Source organism: Paraburkholderia sp. SECH2 (assembly GCF_030464795.1).
Classification (GTDB): domain Bacteria; phylum Pseudomonadota; class Gammaproteobacteria; order Burkholderiales; family Burkholderiaceae; genus Paraburkholderia; species Paraburkholderia aspalathi.
In genome coordinates, this window is record NZ_JALPRH010000006.1 from 23,263 (window position 1) to 45,771 (window position 22,509).

General features: G+C 60.9%; 24 protein-coding genes. All 24 read left to right on the forward strand.

Annotated features, from left to right (window positions below; all coding sequences use genetic code 11):
- The first annotated feature begins 11 nt into the window (after positions 1-11).
- Positions 12-221, forward strand: coding sequence for a hypothetical protein (locus M0D66_RS13080; protein ID WP_266210828.1), 210 nt, complete (start codon positions 12-14; stop codon positions 219-221).
- 1 nt (position 222) lies between these two features.
- Positions 223-540: a hypothetical protein gene (locus M0D66_RS13085; RefSeq protein ID WP_266210829.1), complete on the forward strand. Its 318-nt coding sequence runs from the start codon at positions 223-225 to the stop codon at positions 538-540.
- 1 nt (position 541) lies between these two features.
- Complete coding sequence (locus M0D66_RS13090; RefSeq protein ID WP_266210830.1) at positions 542-2,224, forward strand: portal protein; 1,683 nt, start codon at positions 542-544, stop codon at positions 2,222-2,224.
- Entirely contained in the window at positions 2,224-2,673 is a 450-nt protein-coding gene (locus M0D66_RS13095) for a hypothetical protein (protein ID WP_266210831.1), read from the forward strand. Before M0D66_RS13090 ends, M0D66_RS13095 begins: the two co-directional genes overlap by 1 nt.
- A complete protein-coding gene (locus tag M0D66_RS13100; RefSeq protein ID WP_266210832.1) occupies positions 2,670-2,945 on the forward strand; it encodes a hypothetical protein in 276 nt (91 codons plus the stop codon). Before M0D66_RS13095 ends, M0D66_RS13100 begins: the two co-directional genes overlap by 4 nt.
- Positions 2,935-3,876, forward strand: a complete 942-nt coding sequence (locus M0D66_RS13105) for a hypothetical protein (RefSeq protein WP_266210833.1) — start codon at positions 2,935-2,937, stop codon at positions 3,874-3,876. The genes M0D66_RS13100 and M0D66_RS13105 overlap by 11 nt, the downstream gene beginning before the upstream one ends.
- Positions 3,873-4,121, forward strand: coding sequence for a hypothetical protein (locus tag M0D66_RS13110; RefSeq protein WP_266210834.1), 249 nt, complete (start codon positions 3,873-3,875; stop codon positions 4,119-4,121). Before M0D66_RS13105 ends, M0D66_RS13110 begins: the two co-directional genes overlap by 4 nt.
- Before the next feature lie 104 nt (positions 4,122-4,225).
- A complete protein-coding gene (locus tag M0D66_RS13115) occupies positions 4,226-5,116 on the forward strand; it encodes a phage capsid protein (protein WP_266210835.1) in 891 nt (296 codons plus the stop codon).
- Positions 5,117-5,181: 65 nt separating this feature from the next.
- Positions 5,182-5,688, forward strand: a complete 507-nt coding sequence (locus tag M0D66_RS13120) for a hypothetical protein (RefSeq protein ID WP_266210836.1) — start codon at positions 5,182-5,184, stop codon at positions 5,686-5,688.
- A gap of 69 nt (positions 5,689-5,757) precedes the next feature.
- The gene (locus M0D66_RS13125; RefSeq protein WP_266210837.1) at positions 5,758-5,988 is read left to right on the forward strand and encodes a hypothetical protein; all 231 of its coding nucleotides are present in this window, start codon (positions 5,758-5,760) and stop codon (positions 5,986-5,988) included.
- A gap of 39 nt (positions 5,989-6,027) precedes the next feature.
- Positions 6,028-6,600 carry a hypothetical protein gene (locus M0D66_RS13130; protein WP_266210838.1) on the forward strand — a complete coding sequence of 191 codons (573 nt, stop codon included), beginning with the start codon at positions 6,028-6,030 and terminating at the stop codon, positions 6,598-6,600.
- Entirely contained in the window at positions 6,597-9,137 is a 2,541-nt protein-coding gene (locus tag M0D66_RS13135) for a hypothetical protein (protein ID WP_266210839.1), read from the forward strand. The genes M0D66_RS13130 and M0D66_RS13135 overlap by 4 nt, the downstream gene beginning before the upstream one ends.
- Positions 9,134-9,556 (forward strand): hypothetical protein, encoded by a 423-nt coding sequence (locus M0D66_RS13140; RefSeq protein WP_266210840.1) that lies wholly within the window; start codon positions 9,134-9,136, stop codon positions 9,554-9,556. Before M0D66_RS13135 ends, M0D66_RS13140 begins: the two co-directional genes overlap by 4 nt.
- Positions 9,556-10,125, forward strand: coding sequence for a hypothetical protein (locus M0D66_RS13145; RefSeq protein WP_266210841.1), 570 nt, complete (start codon positions 9,556-9,558; stop codon positions 10,123-10,125). Before M0D66_RS13140 ends, M0D66_RS13145 begins: the two co-directional genes overlap by 1 nt.
- Positions 10,126-10,134: 9 nt before the next feature.
- On the forward strand, positions 10,135-12,816 hold the full coding sequence (locus tag M0D66_RS13150; RefSeq protein WP_266210842.1) for a transglycosylase SLT domain-containing protein: 2,682 nt from the start codon (positions 10,135-10,137) through the stop codon (positions 12,814-12,816).
- Positions 12,816-14,231 carry a hypothetical protein gene (locus tag M0D66_RS13155; protein WP_266210843.1) on the forward strand — a complete coding sequence of 472 codons (1,416 nt, stop codon included), beginning with the start codon at positions 12,816-12,818 and terminating at the stop codon, positions 14,229-14,231. The genes M0D66_RS13150 and M0D66_RS13155 overlap by 1 nt, the downstream gene beginning before the upstream one ends.
- Positions 14,232-14,368: 137 nt before the next feature.
- Positions 14,369-17,494: a hypothetical protein gene (locus tag M0D66_RS13160; protein WP_266210844.1), complete on the forward strand. Its 3,126-nt coding sequence runs from the start codon at positions 14,369-14,371 to the stop codon at positions 17,492-17,494.
- 51 nt (positions 17,495-17,545) lie between these two features.
- The gene (locus M0D66_RS13165) at positions 17,546-19,906 is read left to right on the forward strand and encodes a right-handed parallel beta-helix repeat-containing protein (protein ID WP_266210845.1); all 2,361 of its coding nucleotides are present in this window, start codon (positions 17,546-17,548) and stop codon (positions 19,904-19,906) included.
- Between the two features lie 10 nt (positions 19,907-19,916).
- Complete coding sequence (locus M0D66_RS13170) at positions 19,917-20,909, forward strand: hypothetical protein (protein ID WP_266210846.1); 993 nt, start codon at positions 19,917-19,919, stop codon at positions 20,907-20,909.
- A 113-nt stretch (positions 20,910-21,022) separates the two neighbouring features.
- Positions 21,023-21,211: a hypothetical protein gene (locus M0D66_RS13175; RefSeq protein ID WP_266210847.1), complete on the forward strand. Its 189-nt coding sequence runs from the start codon at positions 21,023-21,025 to the stop codon at positions 21,209-21,211.
- Positions 21,208-21,495: a hypothetical protein gene (locus M0D66_RS13180; protein ID WP_266210848.1), complete on the forward strand. Its 288-nt coding sequence runs from the start codon at positions 21,208-21,210 to the stop codon at positions 21,493-21,495. The genes M0D66_RS13175 and M0D66_RS13180 overlap by 4 nt, the downstream gene beginning before the upstream one ends.
- Entirely contained in the window at positions 21,488-21,991 is a 504-nt protein-coding gene (locus tag M0D66_RS13185; RefSeq protein ID WP_266210849.1) for a glycoside hydrolase family 108 protein, read from the forward strand. The genes M0D66_RS13180 and M0D66_RS13185 overlap by 8 nt, the downstream gene beginning before the upstream one ends.
- The gene (locus tag M0D66_RS13190) at positions 21,988-22,212 is read left to right on the forward strand and encodes a hypothetical protein (protein ID WP_266210850.1); all 225 of its coding nucleotides are present in this window, start codon (positions 21,988-21,990) and stop codon (positions 22,210-22,212) included. Before M0D66_RS13185 ends, M0D66_RS13190 begins: the two co-directional genes overlap by 4 nt.
- On the forward strand, positions 22,209-22,508 hold the full coding sequence (locus M0D66_RS13195) for a hypothetical protein (protein ID WP_266210851.1): 300 nt from the start codon (positions 22,209-22,211) through the stop codon (positions 22,506-22,508). The genes M0D66_RS13190 and M0D66_RS13195 overlap by 4 nt, the downstream gene beginning before the upstream one ends.
- The last annotated feature ends 1 nt before the right edge of the window (position 22,509 follow it).

Genomic DNA, 22,509 nt, shown 5'->3' on the forward strand with positions numbered 1-22,509 from the left:
GAGTACGGATTATGGGCGGAGGTGGCCCGAACATCCCAACCCCGACACCGCCGCCTCCGCCGCCGACGTATGACGATGCCGCGGCCAAGGCGCAGCAGAACGCAGCGGGTCTGGCAAACCGTCGCGGCATGGCGTCGACGATCCTTGCGGGTCAGAACCAGAACACGTCGGCTGTTCAGCCGGCAGTGAGAACTGCAGCTTCTTCGCTGCTCGGAGCCTGACATGGCACGTCGCGTACAGCACACAATGGCAACCGCCGCAGGCGTTGGGCAAACAGCGCCGATCGACTGGGAGGGCGGGGAGGGAACGCTGTACATCCATTCGGCGACGTGGGGTGGCGGCACGGCTGTGCTTCAGTCTATGGCGCCGGATGGCAATTACTACACCCTCCAGAATTACGCGACCGTCACGCCGATCTCAATCACGGCGGATGGTACTGCGAACTTCCGCGCACCTGCCGGGAAACTGTCGTTGTTCATCACGACGGCAACCGGTGTGAACGCGTGGGCAGTTGGCGTACCGTCGAACGCCGCAGGCTGACATGACCGAGACGCCCGGCCAGATCGACCCGAAAGCCGAAGAGATCCTTCGGCTGCATTCCAATCTTGCGGCGCGCCGCGGGATCTGGGAGGGTCACTGGCGCGAGGTAGCGGAGCGTGTACGTCCGCAACAGAACATCTTCCAGCAACAGCGGCCAGATGGTGACAAGCGGAACGAACGAATTTTCGATGCGACTGCACCGTTAGCACTGCCGAAGTTTGCCGCAGCAGTGATCTCCATGTCTTTCCCTGCCACGCAGGCCTATCACAAACTGGCGGCGCACAACATGGCGCTGGCTGATAATACGTCGGTGAGGCGTTACCTCGAGGAAGTCAACGACATCCTGTTCAAGGTGCGCTACGCGCCACATTCGAATTTCCAGTCCCAGTCCGGCGAGGTCGTGCTGGATATTGGCGCGTTCGGCACAGGTGTGCTGTATGTCGACGATGTCCCGGGTATCGGCATCCGCTACAAGTCGTTTCCGCTGGCGGAATGCTGGATCGCCGAGGACGCGCACGGTCGCATCGATACGTTGGTGCGAAAATTTGAATGGACCGCGCACCAGGCTGTGACGGAATGGGGATACGCGAACTGCCCGCGGGAAGTCCAGGAAGCATTCGAGAAGCAGTTCCAGACGAAGTTCTGGTTCATGCACGCGGTGCAGCCGAACCGCAACCGTCTGTTTGGCCGCCGCGACTATAAGGGCATGGCGTTTGAAAGCTGCTATCTGAGCGTAAACACGCGCCAGATCATCAGCGAAGGTGGCTATCGTACCTTCCCGTTCTGCGTGCCGCGCTTCGAGACGGCCCCGCGCGAAGTGTACGGCCGCTCGCCCGCGATGTCGGTTCTGCCTGACATCAAGATGCTGAATGAGATGGCGAAAACCATCATCCGCGCGGCTCAGAACGTCGTGGCGCCGCCGATCATGCTCACGGACGATGCGAGTCTTCAGGCGTTCAATGTCCGCTCCAACGCCCTGAATTACGGGTATGTGGACTCGAATGGCCGTGCGGCCGCAATCCCGTTCGAATCGAAAGCCCAGGTGAACATCGGGCTGGACATGATGAACCAGCGCCGCGAGGTGATCAATGACGCGTTCTTCGTCACGCTTTTCCGCATCCTCGTTCAGGAGCCCCAGATCACCGCGACTGAGGCCATGCTTCGGGCGCAGGAGAAAGGTCAGCTTCTGGCTCCAACGATGGGCCGCATTCAGGCTGAACTGCTTGGCCCGCTTGTTGAGCGCGAGATAGACATTCTTTCGATGGCTGGCGTATTGCCGCCGATGCCACCAGAACTGATTCGCGCCGGCGGTTCCTTCAAGATCGAATACCAGTCTCCGCTGAACCAGGCGCAACGCGCTGGTGTCGGCGTCTCGATCCTGCAGACCATCCAGTCGATAGCGCCGCTCGCGCAGATCGATCCGACCGTGATGCAGATCTTCGATCTGGACAAGGCAGCACGCCTGATTGCAGAAGTGGGCGGTGTTCCGGAATCGGTGATCCGTACGGACGAAGAGCTCGTCAAGCTTAAAGAACAGGCCGCCACGGCTGCGCAGGCGCAACAGCTCCTCGCCGCTGCACCGGTCGCAGCAAGTGCCGCAAAAGACTTCGCGCAGGCTCAAGCGACAGCAGGCAATAACCAGCAGGCCCCCCAACTCGGCTTACCCACCGGAGCACCAGCATAATGGAACTCAACTACACGCCGCTCTCAGACGGCTTCAAGGTTGCCAAAGACGACAACGGAAACATCGTCTTTGCCCGCAACGACACCACACTATTCGTCGCGAGCCCCGATGATCTCGTTACGACGCTGACGCCGCTGGTTGGCAGCATTGGTACCGCAGGTCAGGCCGTTGTCGATACGACCACGGCGGACGCGTTGACGGCTGCAAACGCAAAGATCGCGCAACTGCAGTCCCAGCTCGCTGACGCAAATACTGCCGCACTGGCTGTGAACGATCAGATGGCTGCGCTGCGCGAGCAGATTACCGCTGACAAAGCTGCTGCGGCAGCAATTGCCGAGGCGATGGCGAAGGCCCAGACGCCATCGCCTGTTGACGCGGCCCCTTCATCGACGGAGCCGCCTGTTTCGCCCACGATCGCCCCGAGCAACACCGGCATCAGCGGCTCGTGAGATCGTATTTCGAGAAGCTGCTTCGACGGCGCTCGTTCTACCGGGCGACGTTCGAATCACAAGCTGGCCGCGCAGTACTTGCGGACCTGCGCCGGTTTGCACGCTTCACGGAAAGTCCGCTCGTAGTGTCGACAGTACGTCAGCAGGTCGATCCTTTCGCCACAGCGGTGAAGATCGGCAGACAGGAGATGTTCCAACGGATCATCCATCACCTGCATGTTGACGACGCCCAACTGATCAAGATGATGGAGCAGGAACAAAATGACGACTAATTCTGCAGCTGCAGCGCTGGGCGGTGGTGCAGCCCCGGCACCGTCTCCCGCGCCGGGGGGCGGTGCACCTTCGCCCAGTCCCGCACCGAGCCCGTCTCCCGCAGCGGCCCCCGCGCCTTCACCAGCACCTGCTGGTGGCGCCGCGAATGCGGACTGGTACTCAGGCATCGCCGACGAATCGACGCGCACGTGGGTGCAGGCAAAGGGCTGGAAAGATCCGTCCGCGCTTGCCGAGTCCGCGTACAACCTCGAAAAGCTGATCGGCCACGAGAAAGCCGGCCGCACGGTTGTGATTCCTGGTGACGACGCGAAGCCCGAAGAAATTCAGGCGTACCGCGCGAAGATCGGTATTCCGGCCAATGCAGCGGATTACCAGCTTCCGGTTCCCGAAGGCTCACCACCTGAGTTTGCCGAGCAGGCCAAGCAATGGTTTCACGAAACTGGCATTCCGCCGAAGCAGGCGCAGCAGCTGACCGAGAAGTGGAACGCGTTCTCGCTTGCGCAGCAGCAGGCCGCTGACCAGGCGTATGTGACGAAGGCGGATCAGGACTTCACACGGGTGGTTGGGTCGTGGGGGCAGGAGGCGGATGCGAACCTCGAAGCAGGCAAGCGGGCATCCATGCAGTTCGTTCCGGCTGCAAATGGCGATGAGCGCGCGGACATCATGAACCGGATCGAGCGCGCGATCGGGACCGAGACGATGCTGAAAATGTTCTCCTCGATCGGCAAGGGTCTAAGCGAACATCGCGCAGTGGGCGGTGAAGGTGGCAATGCCGGATTCGGCGGAATGAATCAGGCGGCCGCGCAACAGCGCATCACGGAACTGAAGTCTGACAAGGCATGGACAGCCGCCTACATCGCGGGTGACAAGGCCAAGTCGGCGGAATTCCAGCGCCTGTTCGAGATCGCCTACCCTGAGTCGCAGCAATGAGTGCGAAGCCGGGCCTGCCGGTGGCCAAAGAACAATCCGGAGTCCTAACACAATCTCAGTTGATTCGGTTAGAATGTCTGCGTCTGGTTTTCAATCCTGCAAAGGATGCGCAGTATCTGATCACAAAGGCGCTCGAACTTGAGCACTACGTGTCGGAAGGAAGCCAGAAGGGAACTGAGGTTTGGGTATTGACCCACGCATCAGGCGAAACTGATCGGCAAGACGACCCGAACGCCCCGATCTGAAACTGGTAATCCAGTAGCCTGCCCCGGCTCACAGGGGAAGAAGTTGGCCCGGCAACGGCAAGCCCTTCGAAACGTGATTGAAACCACTTTTCCCGGAGCTTGCCATGTCACAGGCCGTAACCACATTCTTCGTGCAGCAGTACACGACGAACGTCCAGCTGCTCAGTCAGCAGTTGACGTCGCGTCTCACGAACTCCGTCACTCATGGCGCGTACGTTGGTAAGCAGGGCGTGCCGGTCGACCAGTTCAAGCCGACCGTCGCCACGATCCGCACGACGCGCTATCCCGCCCTCACCCCGGTCGAAGAACAGACCGACCGGCGCTGGGTGTTCCCGGTCGATTACGACTGGAACGACCTGATCGACCAGATCGACAAGCTGCGCATGCTGATCGACCCCCAGTCGAGCTATGTGCGTAATGGCACGGCCGCCATGAACCGCGCGAAGGACGACCAGATCATCGCGGCGTTCTTCGGCACGGCCCAGACCGGCACGAACGGCGCGACCGCAACGACGTTCCCTTCCGGCCAGATCATCTCGGCTTCGGAAGGCGCGTCGAGCGCGACCGGGATGAACGTCGAAAAGCTCAAGGCCGGTATCCAGCTGCTTCTGCAGAACGAAGCCTGGGACCCGTCGAGCGGCCAGCGCATCAACTGCGTGATCAGCGCCAAGCAGAACCGCAACCTGATGGATGAAGTCCAGGTCATCAACGCCGATTACAACGGCGAGAAGGCTGTGGTGAACGACGGCTTCGTGATGCAGTGGGGCAAGGTCGACTTCATCCACTCGGAGCGGCTGCCGAACAACGGTTCCTCGCAGGCGATGGTGCCCTTCTACGTGAACGAGGGCATGCACCTCGGCATGTGGCAGGACATCAGCGCTGACGTGTCGCAGCGTAAGGATCTCGCCGGCCTGCCGTGGCAGGTCTACCTGTTCGGTACGTTCGGCGCGACGCGGATCGAAGAAGCCAAGGTGGTTCAGATCCCCTGCGCGTAAGCAGGGAATGCCCGGTCTAGGCCGGGTTTTTCACATATTCGCAGGGATTTGAAAGGAGTTTCATCATGGGTGTCAATGTCTACAAGAGCGCGACGATCACGAACCGGGACTCCATCCCGAGCGCGATCAACGATGCTCGCCTCGAGCGCGGCGTGTTGCGTTCTGCGCACGGTCAGGTGACAGCGGTCAACGCTGACTCGATCGGTTCCACCTACATCCTGGCTTCGCTTCCGTCGACGGCGATGGTTCGGAAGGTCTTGCTGTCGTGTGCGGCTCTCACGTCGGGCGCCGCGAACATCGGTGTGTCGCAGCCGACTGCAAAGAGCAACACGGCGATTTCCGCTGCGCTGTTCGCTGCTGCGCAGTCGCTCGCGTCCGCCCTGTCACATACGGACGTGACGAACCAGTCTGGCACTTACACGATGGCGCTCGAAGAACAGCCGCTGTGGCAGGCCGCTGGCCTGTCGGCTGACCCGGGCTATGCACTCGACATCGTGGTGACGCTGACGGCCGCGCTGACGGCTGGTGGCCTGCTGGGTCTTTCGGTCGATTACGTCGACAACGGTGCGTAAGTAATTCTCCGTGGGGTTGGGTTTTCCCGGTCGGCTTCGGCTGACCGGGTTTTTTGATAGGAGAAGCACGTGGCTACCCGACGTTATTCGCTGAACCCGGAAACGCGCATCGACCAGATCATCGACGCGGCCGGCATTGCAACCGTCGCTGGGCAGATCGAGGTGACAGTCGACTGGACCGCATTGGTGACGACAAACGGCATGAGCGCGGCGCAGGCAAAGATGCAGGTGCAGCAGGCCCTGAACAAGGTTGAGTCGTACCTCGAATCCGAGATTGCCAAGCTGAACCTGCCTGGCTAAAGGAGTGGCGTCGTGAGCAGCCAGACCGACATCTGCAATATGGCGGCCACGCTCATTGGTGTCGGCCGCATTACCGCGATCACCGATAACTCCAAGACCGCGCGCTCCATGACCGCGGTCTATGACATGGTGCGGCTCGGTGAACTCCGGAAACACTTCTGGTCGTTCGCCTCGGCGCGTGCGATGCTTCCCGCGCTCGCAACACCACCGGCATGGCAGTTCGGCAACGCCTGCCAGCTTCCTGCTGACTTCGTTCGCCTCATTCAGGTGAATGACTTTTACGCTGATCCGGCGATGATGGACTATCGCAACCAGGACGACAGCGCCTACACGATAGAAAACGACAAGATCTTCACGGACTTCCAGGTCCCGCTGAAAATCCGCTATATCCAGGATGTCACCGACACGGGCCGCTTCGATCCGCTGTTCTGTCTCGCTATTGCCGCGCAGCTTGCGTGGTACACCTGCGAGGAACTGACGAACTCCGATGCCAAGCGCCAGACCTGCCTGAAAGCATACGCGCAGGCAATCCAGGACGCGATGCGCGCCAACGCGTTCGAGAAAGCACCCGAAGGCATGGCAGACGACAGCTGGATGCTGATCCGGCTGTGAGGCAGTCACCTATTCAAGGCTCGTTCAATGCTGGCGAGCTGTCGCCCCGCATCGAAGGTCGCGTCGACGTGCCGAAGTACGCGCAGGGAATGAAGACCTGCGAGAACGTGATCCCGCTGATTCAGGGACCGGCGATGCGCCGCGGCGGCTTCCGTTACGTCGGCGCAGTCCAGAATTCGAATCAGCGCGCGTGGCTGGTCAAGTTCGAGTTCAATGTGTTTCAGGCCTACGTGCTTGAGTTCGGGCCGAACTACATTGCCTTCTGGGCCAACCAGGGTCGCGTGTTTAACGGGGCAATTCCATATACGATCACATCGCCCTACAGCGCGTCTGATCTGACCGATGCAAACGGCCAGTTCAATCTGCGCTTTACGGAGTCGGCTGACGTCGTTTATATCGCGTGCGGTACGCAGCCGCCGCAGACGCTGTCGCGCCTTGGCCCGACCAACTGGGTCATCGCGCCATTCGCGACCGTAGGTGGACCGTTCGAAGATCAGATCGGCATCAATACTACTGCCGTGCAGGCGAGCGGCCAGACGGGAACCGTTACGCTCTCTGCTTCCGCTGCGCTGTTTAATGCGGCCGACGTCGGCACGCTGTTCTATCTGGCACAACCGACCTCGTTTGGCACTGGTGTGTGGACGGCAGGCAATACATCATCGATCGGTGGTCTCGTCACATCGAACGGCAAAACATACGTGGCGGCGTCGACCGGCACGAATGGTGGCGATGCGCCGGACCATACATCCGGGACGCGGCCGGACGGTAACCCGGGCGTGCAGTGGACCTATTCTGATCCTGGCTGGGGCATCGTGCTGATCACCGGCGTGACAGATTCGCAGCATGCCACCGGTACTGTAGTCCCGGTGAGTACTCAAACGGCAACCGCGAACATCCCGTTCACCGCATCCGCATCCGGATCCCCCTCCACCAACTGGCGCAAGGCCGCATGGTCATCGACCAATGGCTATCCTACGCAAGTCGCGTTCTTTTCCGGTCGTCTCGCGTGGGCCCGCGGCGTGGAAGTCTGGTTGTCGGTCGCGGGCGACTTCGTCAATTACAGCCTTCAGGATCTGAATGCGCTGGTGACGGACGACATGTCGATCGATATCACGCTTCAGGGTCAACTGGTCAACAACATCCAGTGGATGACACCGCTGACGACCTCGGTAAGTGCCTTGATCTGTGGATGCGCCGGTACCGAATTCTCGGTGGCTGCCGCGAGCGCGTCTGCCGTATTCAGCCCGTCCAACGTGCTGGCCGCGCCGATCTCGTATCTGGGTTCGAAGAACGCCACGCCGGTGCTGATCAACCACGTGTTGCTGTTCCTTCAACGCGCCGGCCGCAAGCTGCGCGACGTCTCATACGACATTTTCTCGCAAACGTACCAGTCGATGGATCAGACGGTGCTGGCCGATCACATCATGTCGCCAAGTACCATCATCCAGGTCGATTACGCGCAGGAGCCGTACTCGATCATCTGGGGGGCGCGTTCGGATGGCCAGCTGGTGGGTATGACGTACTCGCGCGAGGAATACCCCGAAGCGCCGCATGGTGGCTGGCACCGTCATCTGATCGGCGGCGGCGGCGCGATCCAGGCGCTGTGCGTAATTCCGGCGCCGGATGGCACGTACGATCAGCTGTGGGCGATCATCCAGCGCACGGTGAACGGTCAGACAGTCCAGTCGATTGAGTACATGAACCCTCCGCATCAGCAGGGCGACGACCCGGAAGACGCGTTCTACGTCGATTCAGGCGTGACGTTTAACAATCAGATCAACGCGGTGCTCACGCCGGGAGTTGGCGCGAACGTCGATGGGCAGACGGGTGTGCTGTTCGCCACCAGCGCGGCAATTTTCCAGCCTACTGATGTCGGCCGATACATACATTACCGGTACACCACGCAGGGGCTTGACGGTTCTGGCAACCCGGTCACCGAATTTGTTACAGCCAAGGCAATCATCACGGCTTACTCGTCTGCAACCAACGTTCTCGCTACGATCACCAGCGCCTTTCCTTCACTGGGAATGATCCCGGCGAATGGCTGGCGCATGACGGTGACTACGATCACAGGACTGTCATGGCTTGCGAACCAGACCGTCAGCATCCTTGGCGACGGCGCGGTAATTCCGCCGCAGGTCGTGTCGAACGCGGGTGTGCTGACTCTGCCGACAGCAGCCTCGAAGGTTCAGGTAGGGTATGGCTGCCCGGCCAAATGGCAGACGATGCGGTTTAACGCCGGATCAGCCGATGGTACCGCGCAGGGAAAGCTGTCACAGATCAACCGCGCCGTCGTGCGGGTGTGGGAAACGCTTGGCCTGCAGTTCGGAAAGAACTTCGCGGCCATGGACACAATCAATTTCCGCGACCCGGCTGACCTGATGGACAACCCGGTCCCGCTTTATACGGGGGATATTCTGCTCGAGGTGGATTCGGACTGGGACCGCGACCCGTGGATGTGTTTCATGCAACCCGATCCCCTGCCGGCGATGATCGTTGCGATCATGCCGCAACAATCGACGAACGACTTCGCATGATCATCGTCCCGTTCTCGGCATCGCACATAGGCGCACTTAATGTGCAGCCAGCCCAGGAAAAGATGCGGCCGTATTTCAGCCTCGAATATGCCGAGGCGCTTTCGAAAACGGACGCTTTCACCGGTTTCATAAACGGGCGCATTGTGGGCTGCGCCGGATTTATCCCGCAGTGGGAAGGCCGCGCAGTTTGCTGGGCGCTGGTTGCGCGCACGGTAACGAAGCGTGACTGGGTTGAGATAGATCGCGCTGTGCGTCGCGCGATTGAGATGCGACATGAGCATCGTCTTGAAGCGACTTGCGATACCGACTTCCCTGGTGGTCACACCTGGCTGCGACATCTCGGTTTCGTCCGGGAGGGAACGTTGAAAGCGTACACGCCAGACGGACGTGACAATGACTTGTATGCACGGGTGAAATAATGGCCTTCCTCGCGGCAATTCCGGTTGCTTATATCGCAGCTGCTACGGCGGCTGCTTCCGTCGCTTCAGCGATTGCTGCGGCGAGCGCGCAGCATGCGAGTGCGGAATCCGCCGAAAAGGCTGCGCAGTACAACGCGCAACTGAATGAGCAGAAGGCGGTGGTCGCGACGCAGCAGGCAACTGCGAATGCCGACCAGTCTTCGCGTCAATCCGATCTCGCGTTGGGTACCGCGCTTGCAGCGGGTTCGCAGAACGGGACGGGTCTTGGTGGGTCGACAGGCGCGCTTTATGAGCAGGATGCGACGAACGCCGAACTCACCGCCATGAACATCCGCTATGGCGGCCAGATGCAGGCCGCTGCGCTTGAGAGTGGCGCGCAGCTGGACACCTATCAGGCCAGCGTCGATTCATCGAACGCGAGCAGTGCGACCACTTCCGGGATCATCGGCGCCGGTGCTGGTGCGCTCAATGCGGTCGGCAGCTATGCAAATACAAACGCGCGGCTCGGTTATTACGGGACGCGCTACGGCGGCGCGTTTTCATCGCCGGCAGGCGGCCTTTCCCAATAAAGGACCAGAATGCCTACCATCCCGATTTATGAACAGCAAGCGGGTGTTGGAGGTGGCTATCAGGCGCCAGAAGCGCAGGGTGGTCAGTTTTCGACCAGCGTCGCGCAAGCCGCGGGGGAATTGACGGGTGGACTTCGCGAGCTGACCGAAGCCGACCTGATGACGCAGAAAACCAATGAGCGCGTGCTAGGTGAACAGCAGGAGCAGACTGCGCGCACATGGGCCGGTAATGCCGCATCGCAGGCGACACTCGACTGGACGCAGCAACTCGATGCGAAGAAACAGGCAGCGAGCGGCGCGGCGGTGGGCTTTACGCCCGCTGTGCTGGGCGATTTCGATGCCTACGCCAGCAAGACTCTGGAGAACGCCCCGACGCCGCTTGCGCGCAATTTCTTGCAGCAGCACCTGACGAACCTGCGCACGAACATCGGGCAGCAGGCGATCTCGTTCGAGGCGAATGCAGCGATTGGTGACCGGATCACCACGACCCAGAATTCGATCGACAACTGGGCGAACGTCGTCGCGAAAGACCCGTCTCAATATACGACAGCGCTCGCAACGATCAATGCGACGATGCCAGATGTCGGCCCGGAAAAGAAGCAGCTGCTCGCGCAGAAGGCGCAGCAGGCAATCGGCAACGCCGCGGTGCAGAACCTGATCGCGACCGATCCCGTCGCGGCGAACAACCTGATTCAGACGCGCCTGTATGGCAAGCCGCTCGGCGGCCCGACTAGCGGCAACGGCCCAGCGGCTTCGCCTGACTTTGAAGGCGCGATGGAGACGGCCGTGCTCCCGGATAACCTCAAAGGCGTCGCGCGTTCAATCTATCAGCAGGAGACATCGAGCGGCACCAACCCCGCGATGAACACGCCGAACAGCTCGGGCGTGACCGGGCCGATGCAGGTTGCCCAGACCACGTTCAACAGCCTGCAGAAACAGGGGCTCATTCCGGCTGCGGCCCAGTGGACGAACCCGGCAGATAACACGAATGCCGGGCTGGTGCTGATCAAAAAGCTGGGGGGTGAATATAACGGCGATGCATCGAAGATCGCTGCGGCCTATTATTCTGGCGAGAAGGCCGTGAACCCGGATGGTTCAATCAATAACTTCCACGATCCGCTGCATCCGAATGCCCCCGACACGAACGGGTATGTCAGCCAGGTGACTGGTCGCCTGAATGCCAGCAACTCGGCCGTCAATCTGACGCAGCCTTCTATTCAGCCAGTCGGCGACGAACCGGCGGCGAAGTCGGGAAATCCGGCGCTCGACGCGATGAACATCCATGAGTTGCTGGGGTATAGCCACCAGGCCGTCGAGGCGAGCGGCAAGGTTCAGGCGCAAACCCGCATCGCGGTTGAGCAGCAGGCAAAGGATCAAAGCGCCGCGGCGCTGAACGGGCAACCGCCCCAGAACCCTTTGCAGATGCACGACTTCGTTGCAGCTTACGGCACAGCCGGGGCGGCGCGCTATCAGGATTACGCGAACACCATGACGCTCGGTGCGAACATCGCGCGCGTGGGAACTCTCCCGGCAGATCAGCAGCAGGCAGTCCTTGCCAGCATGACGCCAAAAGTCAGCGCAACGGATGCCGGGTATGCCGACGCGCAGAAGAACTACACGCTGATGTCGAACGCAATCGACTACGCGAACAAGCAGCGCGCCAACGACCCGGTCGGTTACGCCGCGTGGAAGGGTCTCGGGCAGGTGAACCCGATCAACTGGAGCGATCCAGCCAAGGCGCAGGCCGAGCTCGCGAACCGTCAATCGATCGGCACAATGATGTCGACAAAGTTTGGCACCCCAACTGCCATCCTGACGAATCAGGAAGCGCAGGACCTGAGTCAGCAGATCGACCAGTCACCCGTCTCCCAGAAGATCGGCATCATCAAGTCGATCCGCGCCGGTGTAACCGACCCGATAGCATATCGGCAGGCGATCGCGCAGATCGCGCCGAATGCCCCGATGGTGGCGTTCGCGGGCAACGCCGCTGCTGCCCAACCGGTGATGATCAACGGCCAGCCGCAAACCGGTACGCAAATCGGCGCGCAGATCCTCGAAGGTGAGGACATGCTGCGCGTCACAAAAAAGGGTGGTGATTCGGCTGGAACCCAATCGCCGTCAAAGATCGACGAGACCACATTCAAGACGGTCTATCAGTCGCAGACCGCCGGCGCTTTCCAGAACCTGAACGGCCCGTACGGCGCCAAAGCAAACGATGAGGTGTATCAGGCGGCCCGGGATTATCTGATGGCCGATGCGCAGCACCAGGGCATGACGTTCGAGAAAGCCAGCGAAGACAGCGGCATGGTCAAGAAAGCCATCACCGCCGTAACGGGCGGCGGCGTGGTCCCAGTGGGTTCGTGGGGCAACAAATCGAACCTGCTTGTGCCGTGGGGAATGGATCAGCAGGCCTTCTCTGATCAGTTTCCGGCTCGAGCGCAGGCGACGCTCGACGCTGCGGGCCTGAAAAAGGAAGAAGGCTTCGACGCCTCGCGCTACCAGTACGACAACATTGGCGATGGCAAGTACGCCTTCCGGGTGGGCGGCAAATACGCGCTTGATCCGAAGAGCGGCCAGCCGCTGATGATCGACTTCAGTAAACCCCTGACGCCGAACCCGGTACCGGTTCAGGCATCGCCCGCCAATAGCGATCAGGTGTTCTCTGGCGCCGTGACGCCGCAGGGGACGTAATGGGCTATCTGAACAGCTTCAGCTACGACGATGAGGACTTCGCCGCAACCGCTGCGACGAACGGTACGACTGATCCGCCGACGCCTTCCTGGACGAGTGGCCTTGCGACTGCAATACCGCGTGGGTTGCTGAGTGCATTGGGTAAAACGGTCGCCGCCAGCGGTGAGCTTGGCCAGACTGGTTCCGGTCCCGGGTCGATGGCGCCGGAACTAGAAATGGCGCAGCAGGCTGGCACGGCAGGAAATCCGTTCACCGACTATTCGAAGCTGGCGCCTGAGGTATCGAAAGCGGCCGGCGATGCAATGACACAGTTCGCAACGCCCAGGCCCGGCACGCAGGGCGGTGCGGCCCAGATGGTTCAGGGAATTACGGAGGGTGCCGCGCTGGGCGTCGGCGGCTCTATCGCGACCGGTTCGCCGATTGGCGGCGCGGTACTGATGGGCGGCGTCGAAGGTGCCAGCACTTACGACGAAATGCGCAAACAGGGCGTCGACGAAAATACCGCGCTCGAGGAAGGTCTGGTGAGCGGCGCCGTCAATGCAGCTAGCGCGTTCATTCCGATGCGCTTCGCCTCGAGTGGGCTGGTGACGTCCCTACTGACCGGTGCCGGGGTAAATACCGTGCTGGGTGCCGCACAACGCGGCACGACGGGCGCAATTCTTCAGGCCCACGGTTATACCCAGATGGCTAGCCAGTACAAGATTCTTGACTGGAACTCAGTCGCTTCCGACGCATTGCTGGGCGCAGTGTTTGGCGGTGTTGGCAAGGTCATGCATGGGATCAACCCGCAGGAAGTTCTGCCGACCGATATCGATCAGGCGCAAGTCATCCAGTCGGAGCAGCACCTGACGCGCGACGGCGCCCCCGGCATTCCGACTGATCCGCAGACCGAGGCATTGCATGCTCAGACCTCGCAGGACGCGCTGGAAGCCCTTGCACTGCGCGGCGAGGCCCCGGATATCCAGTCCGAGCACGCCGAGTTGCTGGCGAAGGATCTGGTAGCCGATCCGCGCAAGGATGACGCGGCGCCGCAGGCATTAGATGAGCAGTTCACGAAAGACATGCCAGGCGTTGATCTGGAAACGGAGGCGCCGCTGATGCGCCCAGCTGACGAGCTGGAGGCTGAGCGAGTCGCTGCCATGCCGCCGGCGCGCGCGGAAGTCGAGGAAACGCCTGAAGCGCTCGCGGGTCAGCCAGTCGAGCAGCAGGCACAAGGGCCGCAGATGAGCGGCATCCACCAGGAAATGCTCAGTCAGCTTGAGACCGCGCACGGCGACATGCCAATCGACTTCGGCGACGGCGTGCCGCGCACGATCGCTGATGTCCGGCAGCTGCTCGCTGACAGCGGCGTCCAGGCTCAGAAAGATTCGGCGCTGCACGACGTTGCAGCAGCCTGCTTCATGAGGGGTATGTAATGCGGCCGGAATGTATCGATGCAGTGAACAAGGCCGCAGGCCGAACCCTGTCCAAGGAAGAGCTGGACGGTATCGATTCGCGGATGCTAGGCGCACTGCGTAGCTTGAGTCGTACACGGCCTGAGGAATTTTCCGGCATGACGCCGGCAGAGCGGGTAGGCCGTGCCGCGCAGACCGCCAAGCAACAGATGATCGAGGCGTCGGTCCGTCAGCACGAAAACGCGGTCGAACACGTCGCCAAGGTCGCGCAGCTCGCGGAGTTCCGCAACCAGTTTCAGCCAGGCCTGCAGGGCCGCGTTGCGGCCGTCATGCAGCAGGCTTTCCACCGCGCGGGCGCTTGGATCGGCAATACCTCAGTCGAGAAAAACCGCGAAGCCGTGCTGTCTCACTATATCGCGCAGCTGGATGACGTGTCGCACTTCGGTCAGAAGGGGTGGGGCTTCACAATGGACCTGACGAAACAGCAGGCGCTGATGCGCGAGCTGTATGGTGAGAAGTCGGGTGACGCGGAAGCGGCGAAGTATGCCGGCCAGATCAAGGATGTGCTGACGCGGATGAACCAGCACGCCGCGCTCTCGAACGTGGACGTGCACGAACTGTCAGGTTGGAACGCCCCGCAGCCCACCGACTGGACAAAGATCGGAGGTGATTCGGACACATGGGTAAAGGCGAACCTCGACCGCGTCGACCCGAATGCCTACGTAAATCCGGACGGTACCCGTCAGACCCGAGAACAGCTTCAGGCAACGCTGCGCGAGGTACACGAGACCCTATCGACGAATGGCGCCAACGCGCGCGCTGAAGAGCCGCAGTCGGGCTTCAGCAGTTCGCTGGGTAACAAGCGCAACAAGCCGCGCGAGCTTTTCTTCAAGGACGCGCAGAGCTACATCGATTACATGCACGACTACGGTTCGTCGAACAACGTCTATTCGATGGTGAGGTCGGTTGTGCACCGCACGGCGACCGACATTGCCCTTTCCGACACGTACGGCCGGCAGGCCGAGAAGAATTTCCAGCAACACCTGGAATCGGCGTTCGTCGACGATCGAAAGACGCTGACGAAAGAAGGGGACCTGCGCAAATTGCAGGCCATGAAAACAACGGCCGAACGCCAGTTCGACGTTCTTCTTCACGGGGAAGGCACCGGCAACGCGCTGTGGGCGAACCGTATGGCCAATGCACGCGCGTACGTGTCAGCGACGAAACTGGGCGGCGGCATCCTGTCGGCGCTCACCGATCCCGGCATGGTCATGCTCAATGCGCGCGTGAACGGCATTTCGGAGATCAAGGCGCTGTCGAACACGATCCGCGCGGCGTTCCCCGGCAAGATGCACCGGGCGGCGCAAGACGCCGGTTTGCTGGTGCACGGCATCCAGGCGGCAAACAACCGATTCGGCCTTGAAGATCTCGGTGGCCGCGTGCCGCGTTTCATGGGTCAGATGGTTCATCATCTGTCGGGTCTGTCGGTGCTCGACTCGGGTATTCGCGGCGGTATCGGGCTTTCGATGATGGATGCGCTGGGGCGAATCACCCGTTCTGCCGACTTCGAAGGCGCGAAAGGCGACCACGCCTACCTGCTGAACGCGCACGGCGTCGATCAACGGATCTGGGACGTCTGGCACGCCGCAGAGCCTGATCGCGGGCCGGATGGAAAAAACACGCTCCTGACGCCCAAGAGCATCTATGCAATCCCTGACGAAAAGATGCGGCCGGCTGTGGAGCAGCGCATTGCCGAGAAGAGTGACGTATTCAAGCAGGGGCTTGAGAAGGCCCAGAAACGCACCGAGCAGGAAAACGAGTGGGTCGAGAAGCGTCTCAATAAATTCATTGACGTCCGCGATCGGGCGCAGGACACGCTTGGCGAATATGCGTCACGCCGCGATGCCGAGACGGAGGCGGCGCGAGCTCGCGCCGATGCGCAGGCCGAGGTGCTGCGTGCATCAATCACGAGAGCGGAAGTCGAACATGACATCGCTGCCTATCTGAAAACGAAAGACATCAATGGCCAGATTGGCGGTTTCCTACGCGAAGTGGAAAACGGGGCGACAGCCGAACGGGCCACGATCAAGCGACGCGTGCACGCCGACAACCTGCCCGATGCAGTCGTTGAGCAGTCGACCAAGGGTGCGGGCGTGCGCGAGCGCGCAGAGGCTGCATTGGTCCGCTATGGCACGCGGATTAATTCTGCGGCCGAGAAGCTCGGCGCGCGCCGAGCACAGGCCGAAGAGAGCATCCGTCAGGCCCAGGTAAAGGCTGCGGCGGTCGAGAAAGCGAACACCGCAGACCTCGAGACGCGTAACGCCGATCTCGACAAGCGAACCCGGACAAAGGTGCAGGAGCTGAATGATTTTGTTGATGAGGTGCAGGAGCGCAACCAGAAGCGCGCGGAATACGCGGCGGAGTACCAGCGTCAGATCGGCTCCGTTGCCGACAAGGAAGTCCAGCGCGCGCGAACCGATGCGGCCATGAAACTGCTGTCGACCGTCCTTACCGAGCAGCAGGTTGGCGCGCGCGGCGCGTCGACGCAGACGGTGGGCGATAAGGATGCAATGGGCCTTCTGAAGAACGAGAAGGGCACCTTCAGCGGGGAATTGTTCCGCACGCTGCTGCACCTCAAGTCTGTCCCGGTGGGGATTCTCCGGCAGCATTGGCAGGAATCGGCGGGGCTTGGCAATCCAAACATGGCGAAGATCGATCCGCGCTTCGGCAGCATGCGCTCGACATGGTCATATCGCGCCCGTTACCTCGCGTATTCGATGGTTCTCGGCGCGTTGTCGTACCAGCTTAAAACCATGGTGCGCGGCGAGAACCCGGAGGATATGACCAGCCCCGACTTTGCGCTGAAGGCTGCGGTGTCAGGGGGTGGCTTCGGGATGTACGGTGATCTGCTGCTGCGGGACCCAACGACCAAGGCCCAGGACCTGGGTGCGTTCGCGCTCGGGCCCGCCGGCGGCACGGTAAACGACGCCTATAAAATCTATACCTCAGCGCTGCACGATCAGGCGACGCAGGGCCGTTACAACTACGGATCGCATCTACTCAGCTTCGTGCGCAGCGACCTGACGCCGATGATGAACATCTGGTATCTGAAGGCCGCGTTCAATCATTCGATCTACCAGCAACTCCAGAACACCCTGAACCCAGGCTGGGCGGCGCGCTCAGCCAATCAGGCGGCACGTCAGGGAAAGTCGTTCTGGTGGGCGCCCGGTGAGGCCGCGCCGTCCGGTGCGCCGGACTTGTCTGCAGCTATAGGATCAAATTAGGCATAAGCAACTTTCGCGCTATAATTTCGCAACTTTGATCAGGATACCTAAATGTCCGTCACCACATCACAGAGCCGGATCGCTTATACGGGTGACGGGATCACTACGGTTTTCGCGTTCCCGTATCTGTTCCAGAACAATGCCGACATTAAGGTATGGGTCAACAATGTCGAGGTGGCTTCCGGCTTCACTACGACAGGGGCCAGCAATGCGTCTTTGCCGACCGTGGGTGGCCAGGTTGCGTTTACGACGCCGCCGGCGCTTGGCGCGAATGTCTTGCTGCTGCGCGACCCAAGCACCCTACAGAAAACCGTTCTTGCACCGAACGACCCTTTCCCGGCTAAGACAGTCGAGACGATGGTCGACGGAGCGATGCTTGCCATCCAGCGCCTGAACGATATCCTTGCGCTTGAACCCGACCAGAATCAGCTTCCTGTCGCGCTGTCTTACCCGTTTCAGGAAAGTGGACTGTCCGGCACATTGCCGGTTGCGGCGACGCGCGCGAATGGGCTGCTCGGCTTCGACGCGAATGGGTTGCCGGTCATCAATCCGCTCACGGCCAGCGTCGGTGCGGGGAATCTGACGATCGAGGGCCCCTTCATCGCTGGTACGAACTTCGCTGCCGGTACGTCAAACTCGGTGACGCTCAGCCAGGCGTACGGTAGCAAGGCGAATCTCGGCACCGTGGTGATGGCTGGTATCGCACAATCGCCCGATAGCTACACCCTTTCAGGGAATCAGCTGATTTTCAATGCGGTGATCCCGCAGGGCGTCGACAAGATCTGGTGCATCGGCGGCACGACGCTATCGATCTATGTGCCGGCCGCTGCATCGGTGGATGACCCGCAGCTCGCGTGGGGTTCGCCGCTGCGGCGCAACTTCACTTCGATCGCGGCACTGCGTGCGGCGAATGACGCCCGATATATCAGCGCGTGGGTTGAAAGCTACTATGGCGACCGTGGCAATGTTCAGGGCGCCTACGATGTCGACGCGAGCGATACGACCAGCGCCGACAACGGCGGCTCGATCATCGTCGACCTGCTGGGGCGTCGCTGGAAAATGTCGACGCCTTACAGCCTGAAGAAGTTCGGAGCGAAGGGCGATTGGAACATCGGAACCCAGACCGGGACGGACGACAGCGCAGCATTCAACGCTGCAGTTGCTGCGACGCAGCTGACAGCGGATCCGGTCCTCATCATCGATGCTGGAAATTTCTACGTGCCCGGTGCCAGCTCGCTGACAGGGCGGCTTTTCCTGAAAGGGAACTGCGATGGGATGCTGGTCGGCGCGCTCGTGTACAGCGACCTCGCATTTCCGACGTCCGCCGATACGGTCACGCCGCTCACGAATACCGCGCCGTTCTTCCGCGTGGACGGCGTCAATTTCAGCACTCATGGCGTTGTGACGTCGGCCACCGCGCTGACGGTAGCCGCACAAGTAACGACCAGCTTTATCGATACGTTCGAGCTATTCAATTGCCGCTTCTATGGCTGGAATGGGCTGCTCGCGCAGAGCCTGACGTCCGCGAATCTCGACAATTGCTGGTTCTATACGAACCTCACGGGCGTCATCGCGTCCGGCTGTGTCAATTGGAACGTAAGTAACTGCCGCTTCCGGCAACAGGTTCAGTACGGCTTCGCTATCAATCCCTATGCACCTAACCCGGTGCGAAACGGCGGCGAGAACATCCGTTTCAGCAACTGCGAATTCGTGGTGTGCGCGACCGGTGTGCTGCTGCAGCAGTGCCTGTGGGCTCGCTTCACCAACTGCCTGTTCGACTACTGCGTGATGCCGCTGAACGTTGACGGCTCAAAGTACGTCAAGCTGATCAACACCTACCTGGGCGTTTCTAACCAGGCATCGGTGACGGGCAATGCGAACTATCAGGCGCCCCCTGTTCTGGGTTGCGCCTTGTATGTGCACGGCCATGCGGGCACATCGTACGTGACGGCTTCCGTTGATGCGATGAACTGCGAGTTCATTTCGTACATCGGCGGCGCACAGCCGATGGTGACCTGCGAGGGATCAAACGGCAGCTTCCCGGGCGTCAATGGCATTGACTGGCTTTCATTCATCAACTGCCTGTTCTACGCGAGCGCAGCGCATAGCATGCCGGAGTTGCTGTACGTCGACATGTCTACGGTTCTGAAAATGTATTCGAACATTTTCCAGTCTCTCAATCTCTCATCCACGCTGGTTGGGCCGTACACGACGGCGAATGTTTCGTCTCCGACCATCCTCGGGTCGGATACCACCTTCTGTCAGCAATCGAGTGTGTCGTTGCCAGTCGGCGGTGAGCGCGCGCTATTCAACGAACTCGACATTTACAACGGCGCATCCCTGCGCACCCTTGCTTTTGGCGCATCCAACAGCGGCGGCGCGGGATTCCGTTCCGTGCTGATTGCTAATTAGGAGCCGGACCATGAAGCGGATCATTGCTGCACTCAGCCTTGCGCTCTATGCGGCCCTGTCGCTAGGCGCGACGCTCAACCCGGTTCAGTTGCTCAATCCGACCGGCTCGACCGCGGGGCAGGCGATTATCTCCGCGGGCGCGACGGCCGCGCCAGGCTGGGGCAATGTCACAGCGACCGCTCTCGCCGCACAAGCGGCAAATACGGTTCTGGCGAACATCACCGCTTCGTCTGCGCCTCCAACTGCCGTCGCGATCCCGACTTGCAACACCTCGACCAGCGCGCTGCAATACGCGCCCGTAACGGGGTGGACGTGCTATGCGAGTTCTGCGACAACGACCGGCACGCTTGCTCAGTTCGCTGCGACGACATCGGCGCAATTGGCCGGCGTGCTGTCGGATGAAACAGGTACGGGCGCCGCAGTGTTTGGCACGTCGCCAGTGATCGGCACACCGGCTATCTCGGGCGGAACGGTCAGTGGCGCAACGATCAATAACACCACTTTGGGTTTGACGACGCCACTCGCTGCCAAGGTCACGACGCTCCAGGCGACGGGTCTGATTACACCGACATCAACGATCGGCATTGCTGGCACTGCGACGAACGATAGTCCCGCCGCTGGCAGCATAGGTGAAGTTCAAACCGGCAGCACCGCCAGCACTTCACTAACCACGGTAACTCCAGCGAATTGCGCAAGCGTCCCACTGACTGCGGGGAATTGGGCGGTATCGGGAGTTATCACGTACACCGCAGCCGGATCGACGACCATCAGTTCTTTCGCAAACGGAATCAGCACAACCTCCGCGGCGTTTGGGGCGGCCAATACGGGTAGCTACACGCAACAAACCGCGACATTCACGACCGGAAATATCAACGCGTGGAGCACGCCCGTTGTCTTTATCAAGCTTGCGTCCAGTGGAACGGCTTATCTGGTTGGGCAAGCCGGGTTTGGCGTGAGCACGATGACCTGTGCAGGGTTTATCTCGGCGCAACGCATTCGCTAAGGCAGATATGAAAACCATCGCCGAGCTAGAGCAGGCCCTCGTTGAGTATCGCAGTGGGAAACGGGAATTGCCCTCATATGCAGAACTAATGGAACTTGTAACTGGGGAAGACCATGACAATCGACGCAGCGAAAGCCTGCAGGTTCTGCGGCCATTACCACGGGGACCTTTGTCCACAGGTTAAGGCCTATGAGTACAACGCCGACGGGTCCGTGAACCGCGTTGAGTTTTTCGCTCCGGTCGATCACGTGCATCCCGAGTTACTCGAAGCCGCGCGCAAGATCGTGGAGAGCCAATCGTGATGACCTGGGATAGCGGCGGCGCGATCCTGCTTGGGTCTTTCGGCACGGTCGTGATGGTTTGGATTGGCAGTCTCGTGGTTAAGCACTTCAGCAATAACGAGGACGCCGCCGAAGAAGCGCACAAGCGCATTACCGACCTCACCGGGAAGATCACGGAGGTAGCAATGGATCTTCTCAAGCATCAGCGGTATGTAGCCGAAACCTACGTTCCGAAGCAGGCCTTCGACCGGATCGAGGCGAAGCTCGACCGGCTGATAGAAAGACAGGGGAATACCCATGACTAGCTTCGATGACGCCTTTGCTGCGCTGATGAATGTTGAGCGCGGCTTTACCGACAACCCGATGGACGCGGGCAACTGGACCGGCGGCCGGGTCGGTATTGGCGTCTGTCGCGGCACGAAGTACGGCATTTCGGCAAAGAGCTATCCGAACCTCGACATCAAGAATCTGACGCTGGATCAGGCGCGGGCGATCGCGAAGCGCGACTACTGGGACGTGTACCACTGCGATCAGTACGACCCGCGCATCGGATTCCAGGTGTTCGACGCTGCCTACAACGGCGGTCACGCCGCGCGGTGGTTGCAGCAGGCTGCCGGCGCCGACGCCGACGGCGACATCGGCCCTGCGACGGTGGCCGCCGTGATGGCAGCGGAGCCGATGAAAGTGATCATGCGGATCGACGCCTATCGGCTCGAGTATATGGCCGATGTTCCCGGGAACGCTTTTGACGACGGCTGGATGCGGCGCATCGCGGCCAATCTTTTAAGGGGCGCGTCGTGAACGCAAATAACCTGATGAAGTATCTCGCCGGCGCATTCCTGTACGGGCTCTGGGCATCGCTCGTTTTCACGGGCCATGCCGATCCGCTGCCACTGGTCGCCGCGATCGGCGCGGGTATCTCCGCGCTACTCGGCTATCACGCCGTTACTAACCTGCAGGCCGTCGCGCCGACGTCGATCCTGCCGCCGCTCCCGACCCTGCCACTGGACGCCGGGAAATGAGATGGCTCCTGCTACTCGCGCCGCTGCTGCTGGGCGCCTGTGCGTCTCTCTGGTACGCCGGCGAGTCCGACTATGCCGTGACCCTTCCGGACGGCGTGGTGGTCACGATTCACAGTGGCAAGCAGGAACAATCGGTGAACGCGGCCTTCGTGCAAACGCCGAGCGGCTATGTGATCACGCTGCAGGAGACGGGCGTGGAAGCTTTCAAGGGGCAGGCCGTCGCAGCCGGTGCGGCGTCTGATGCGGTAGGTGCCGCGACCACTGCTGTTGTCACCGGCCTGAAACTTATCAAGTGAG

Coding starts and splice junctions, on each gene's coding strand:
- M0D66_RS13080 (WP_266210828.1), top strand. CDS start 12: ATGGGCGGAGGTGGCCCGAACATCCCAACCCCGACACCGCCGCCTCCG.
- M0D66_RS13085 (WP_266210829.1), top strand. CDS start 223: ATGGCACGTCGCGTACAGCACACAATGGCAACCGCCGCAGGCGTTGGG.
- M0D66_RS13090 (WP_266210830.1), top strand. CDS start 542: ATGACCGAGACGCCCGGCCAGATCGACCCGAAAGCCGAAGAGATCCTT.
- M0D66_RS13095 (WP_266210831.1), top strand. CDS start 2,224: ATGGAACTCAACTACACGCCGCTCTCAGACGGCTTCAAGGTTGCCAAA.
- M0D66_RS13105 (WP_266210833.1), top strand. CDS start 2,935: ATGACGACTAATTCTGCAGCTGCAGCGCTGGGCGGTGGTGCAGCCCCG.
- M0D66_RS13110 (WP_266210834.1), top strand. CDS start 3,873: ATGAGTGCGAAGCCGGGCCTGCCGGTGGCCAAAGAACAATCCGGAGTC.
- M0D66_RS13115 (WP_266210835.1), top strand. CDS start 4,226: ATGTCACAGGCCGTAACCACATTCTTCGTGCAGCAGTACACGACGAAC.
- M0D66_RS13120 (WP_266210836.1), top strand. CDS start 5,182: ATGGGTGTCAATGTCTACAAGAGCGCGACGATCACGAACCGGGACTCC.
- M0D66_RS13130 (WP_266210838.1), top strand. CDS start 6,028: ATGGCGGCCACGCTCATTGGTGTCGGCCGCATTACCGCGATCACCGAT.
- M0D66_RS13140 (WP_266210840.1), top strand. CDS start 9,134: ATGATCATCGTCCCGTTCTCGGCATCGCACATAGGCGCACTTAATGTG.
- M0D66_RS13145 (WP_266210841.1), top strand. CDS start 9,556: ATGGCCTTCCTCGCGGCAATTCCGGTTGCTTATATCGCAGCTGCTACG.
- M0D66_RS13150 (WP_266210842.1), top strand. CDS start 10,135: ATGCCTACCATCCCGATTTATGAACAGCAAGCGGGTGTTGGAGGTGGC.
- M0D66_RS13155 (WP_266210843.1), top strand. CDS start 12,816: ATGGGCTATCTGAACAGCTTCAGCTACGACGATGAGGACTTCGCCGCA.
- M0D66_RS13160 (WP_266210844.1), top strand. CDS start 14,369: ATGACGCCGGCAGAGCGGGTAGGCCGTGCCGCGCAGACCGCCAAGCAA.
- M0D66_RS13165 (WP_266210845.1), top strand. CDS start 17,546: ATGTCCGTCACCACATCACAGAGCCGGATCGCTTATACGGGTGACGGG.
- M0D66_RS13170 (WP_266210846.1), top strand. CDS start 19,917: ATGAAGCGGATCATTGCTGCACTCAGCCTTGCGCTCTATGCGGCCCTG.
- M0D66_RS13175 (WP_266210847.1), top strand. CDS start 21,023: ATGACAATCGACGCAGCGAAAGCCTGCAGGTTCTGCGGCCATTACCAC.
- M0D66_RS13185 (WP_266210849.1), top strand. CDS start 21,488: ATGACTAGCTTCGATGACGCCTTTGCTGCGCTGATGAATGTTGAGCGC.
- M0D66_RS13195 (WP_266210851.1), top strand. CDS start 22,209: ATGAGATGGCTCCTGCTACTCGCGCCGCTGCTGCTGGGCGCCTGTGCG.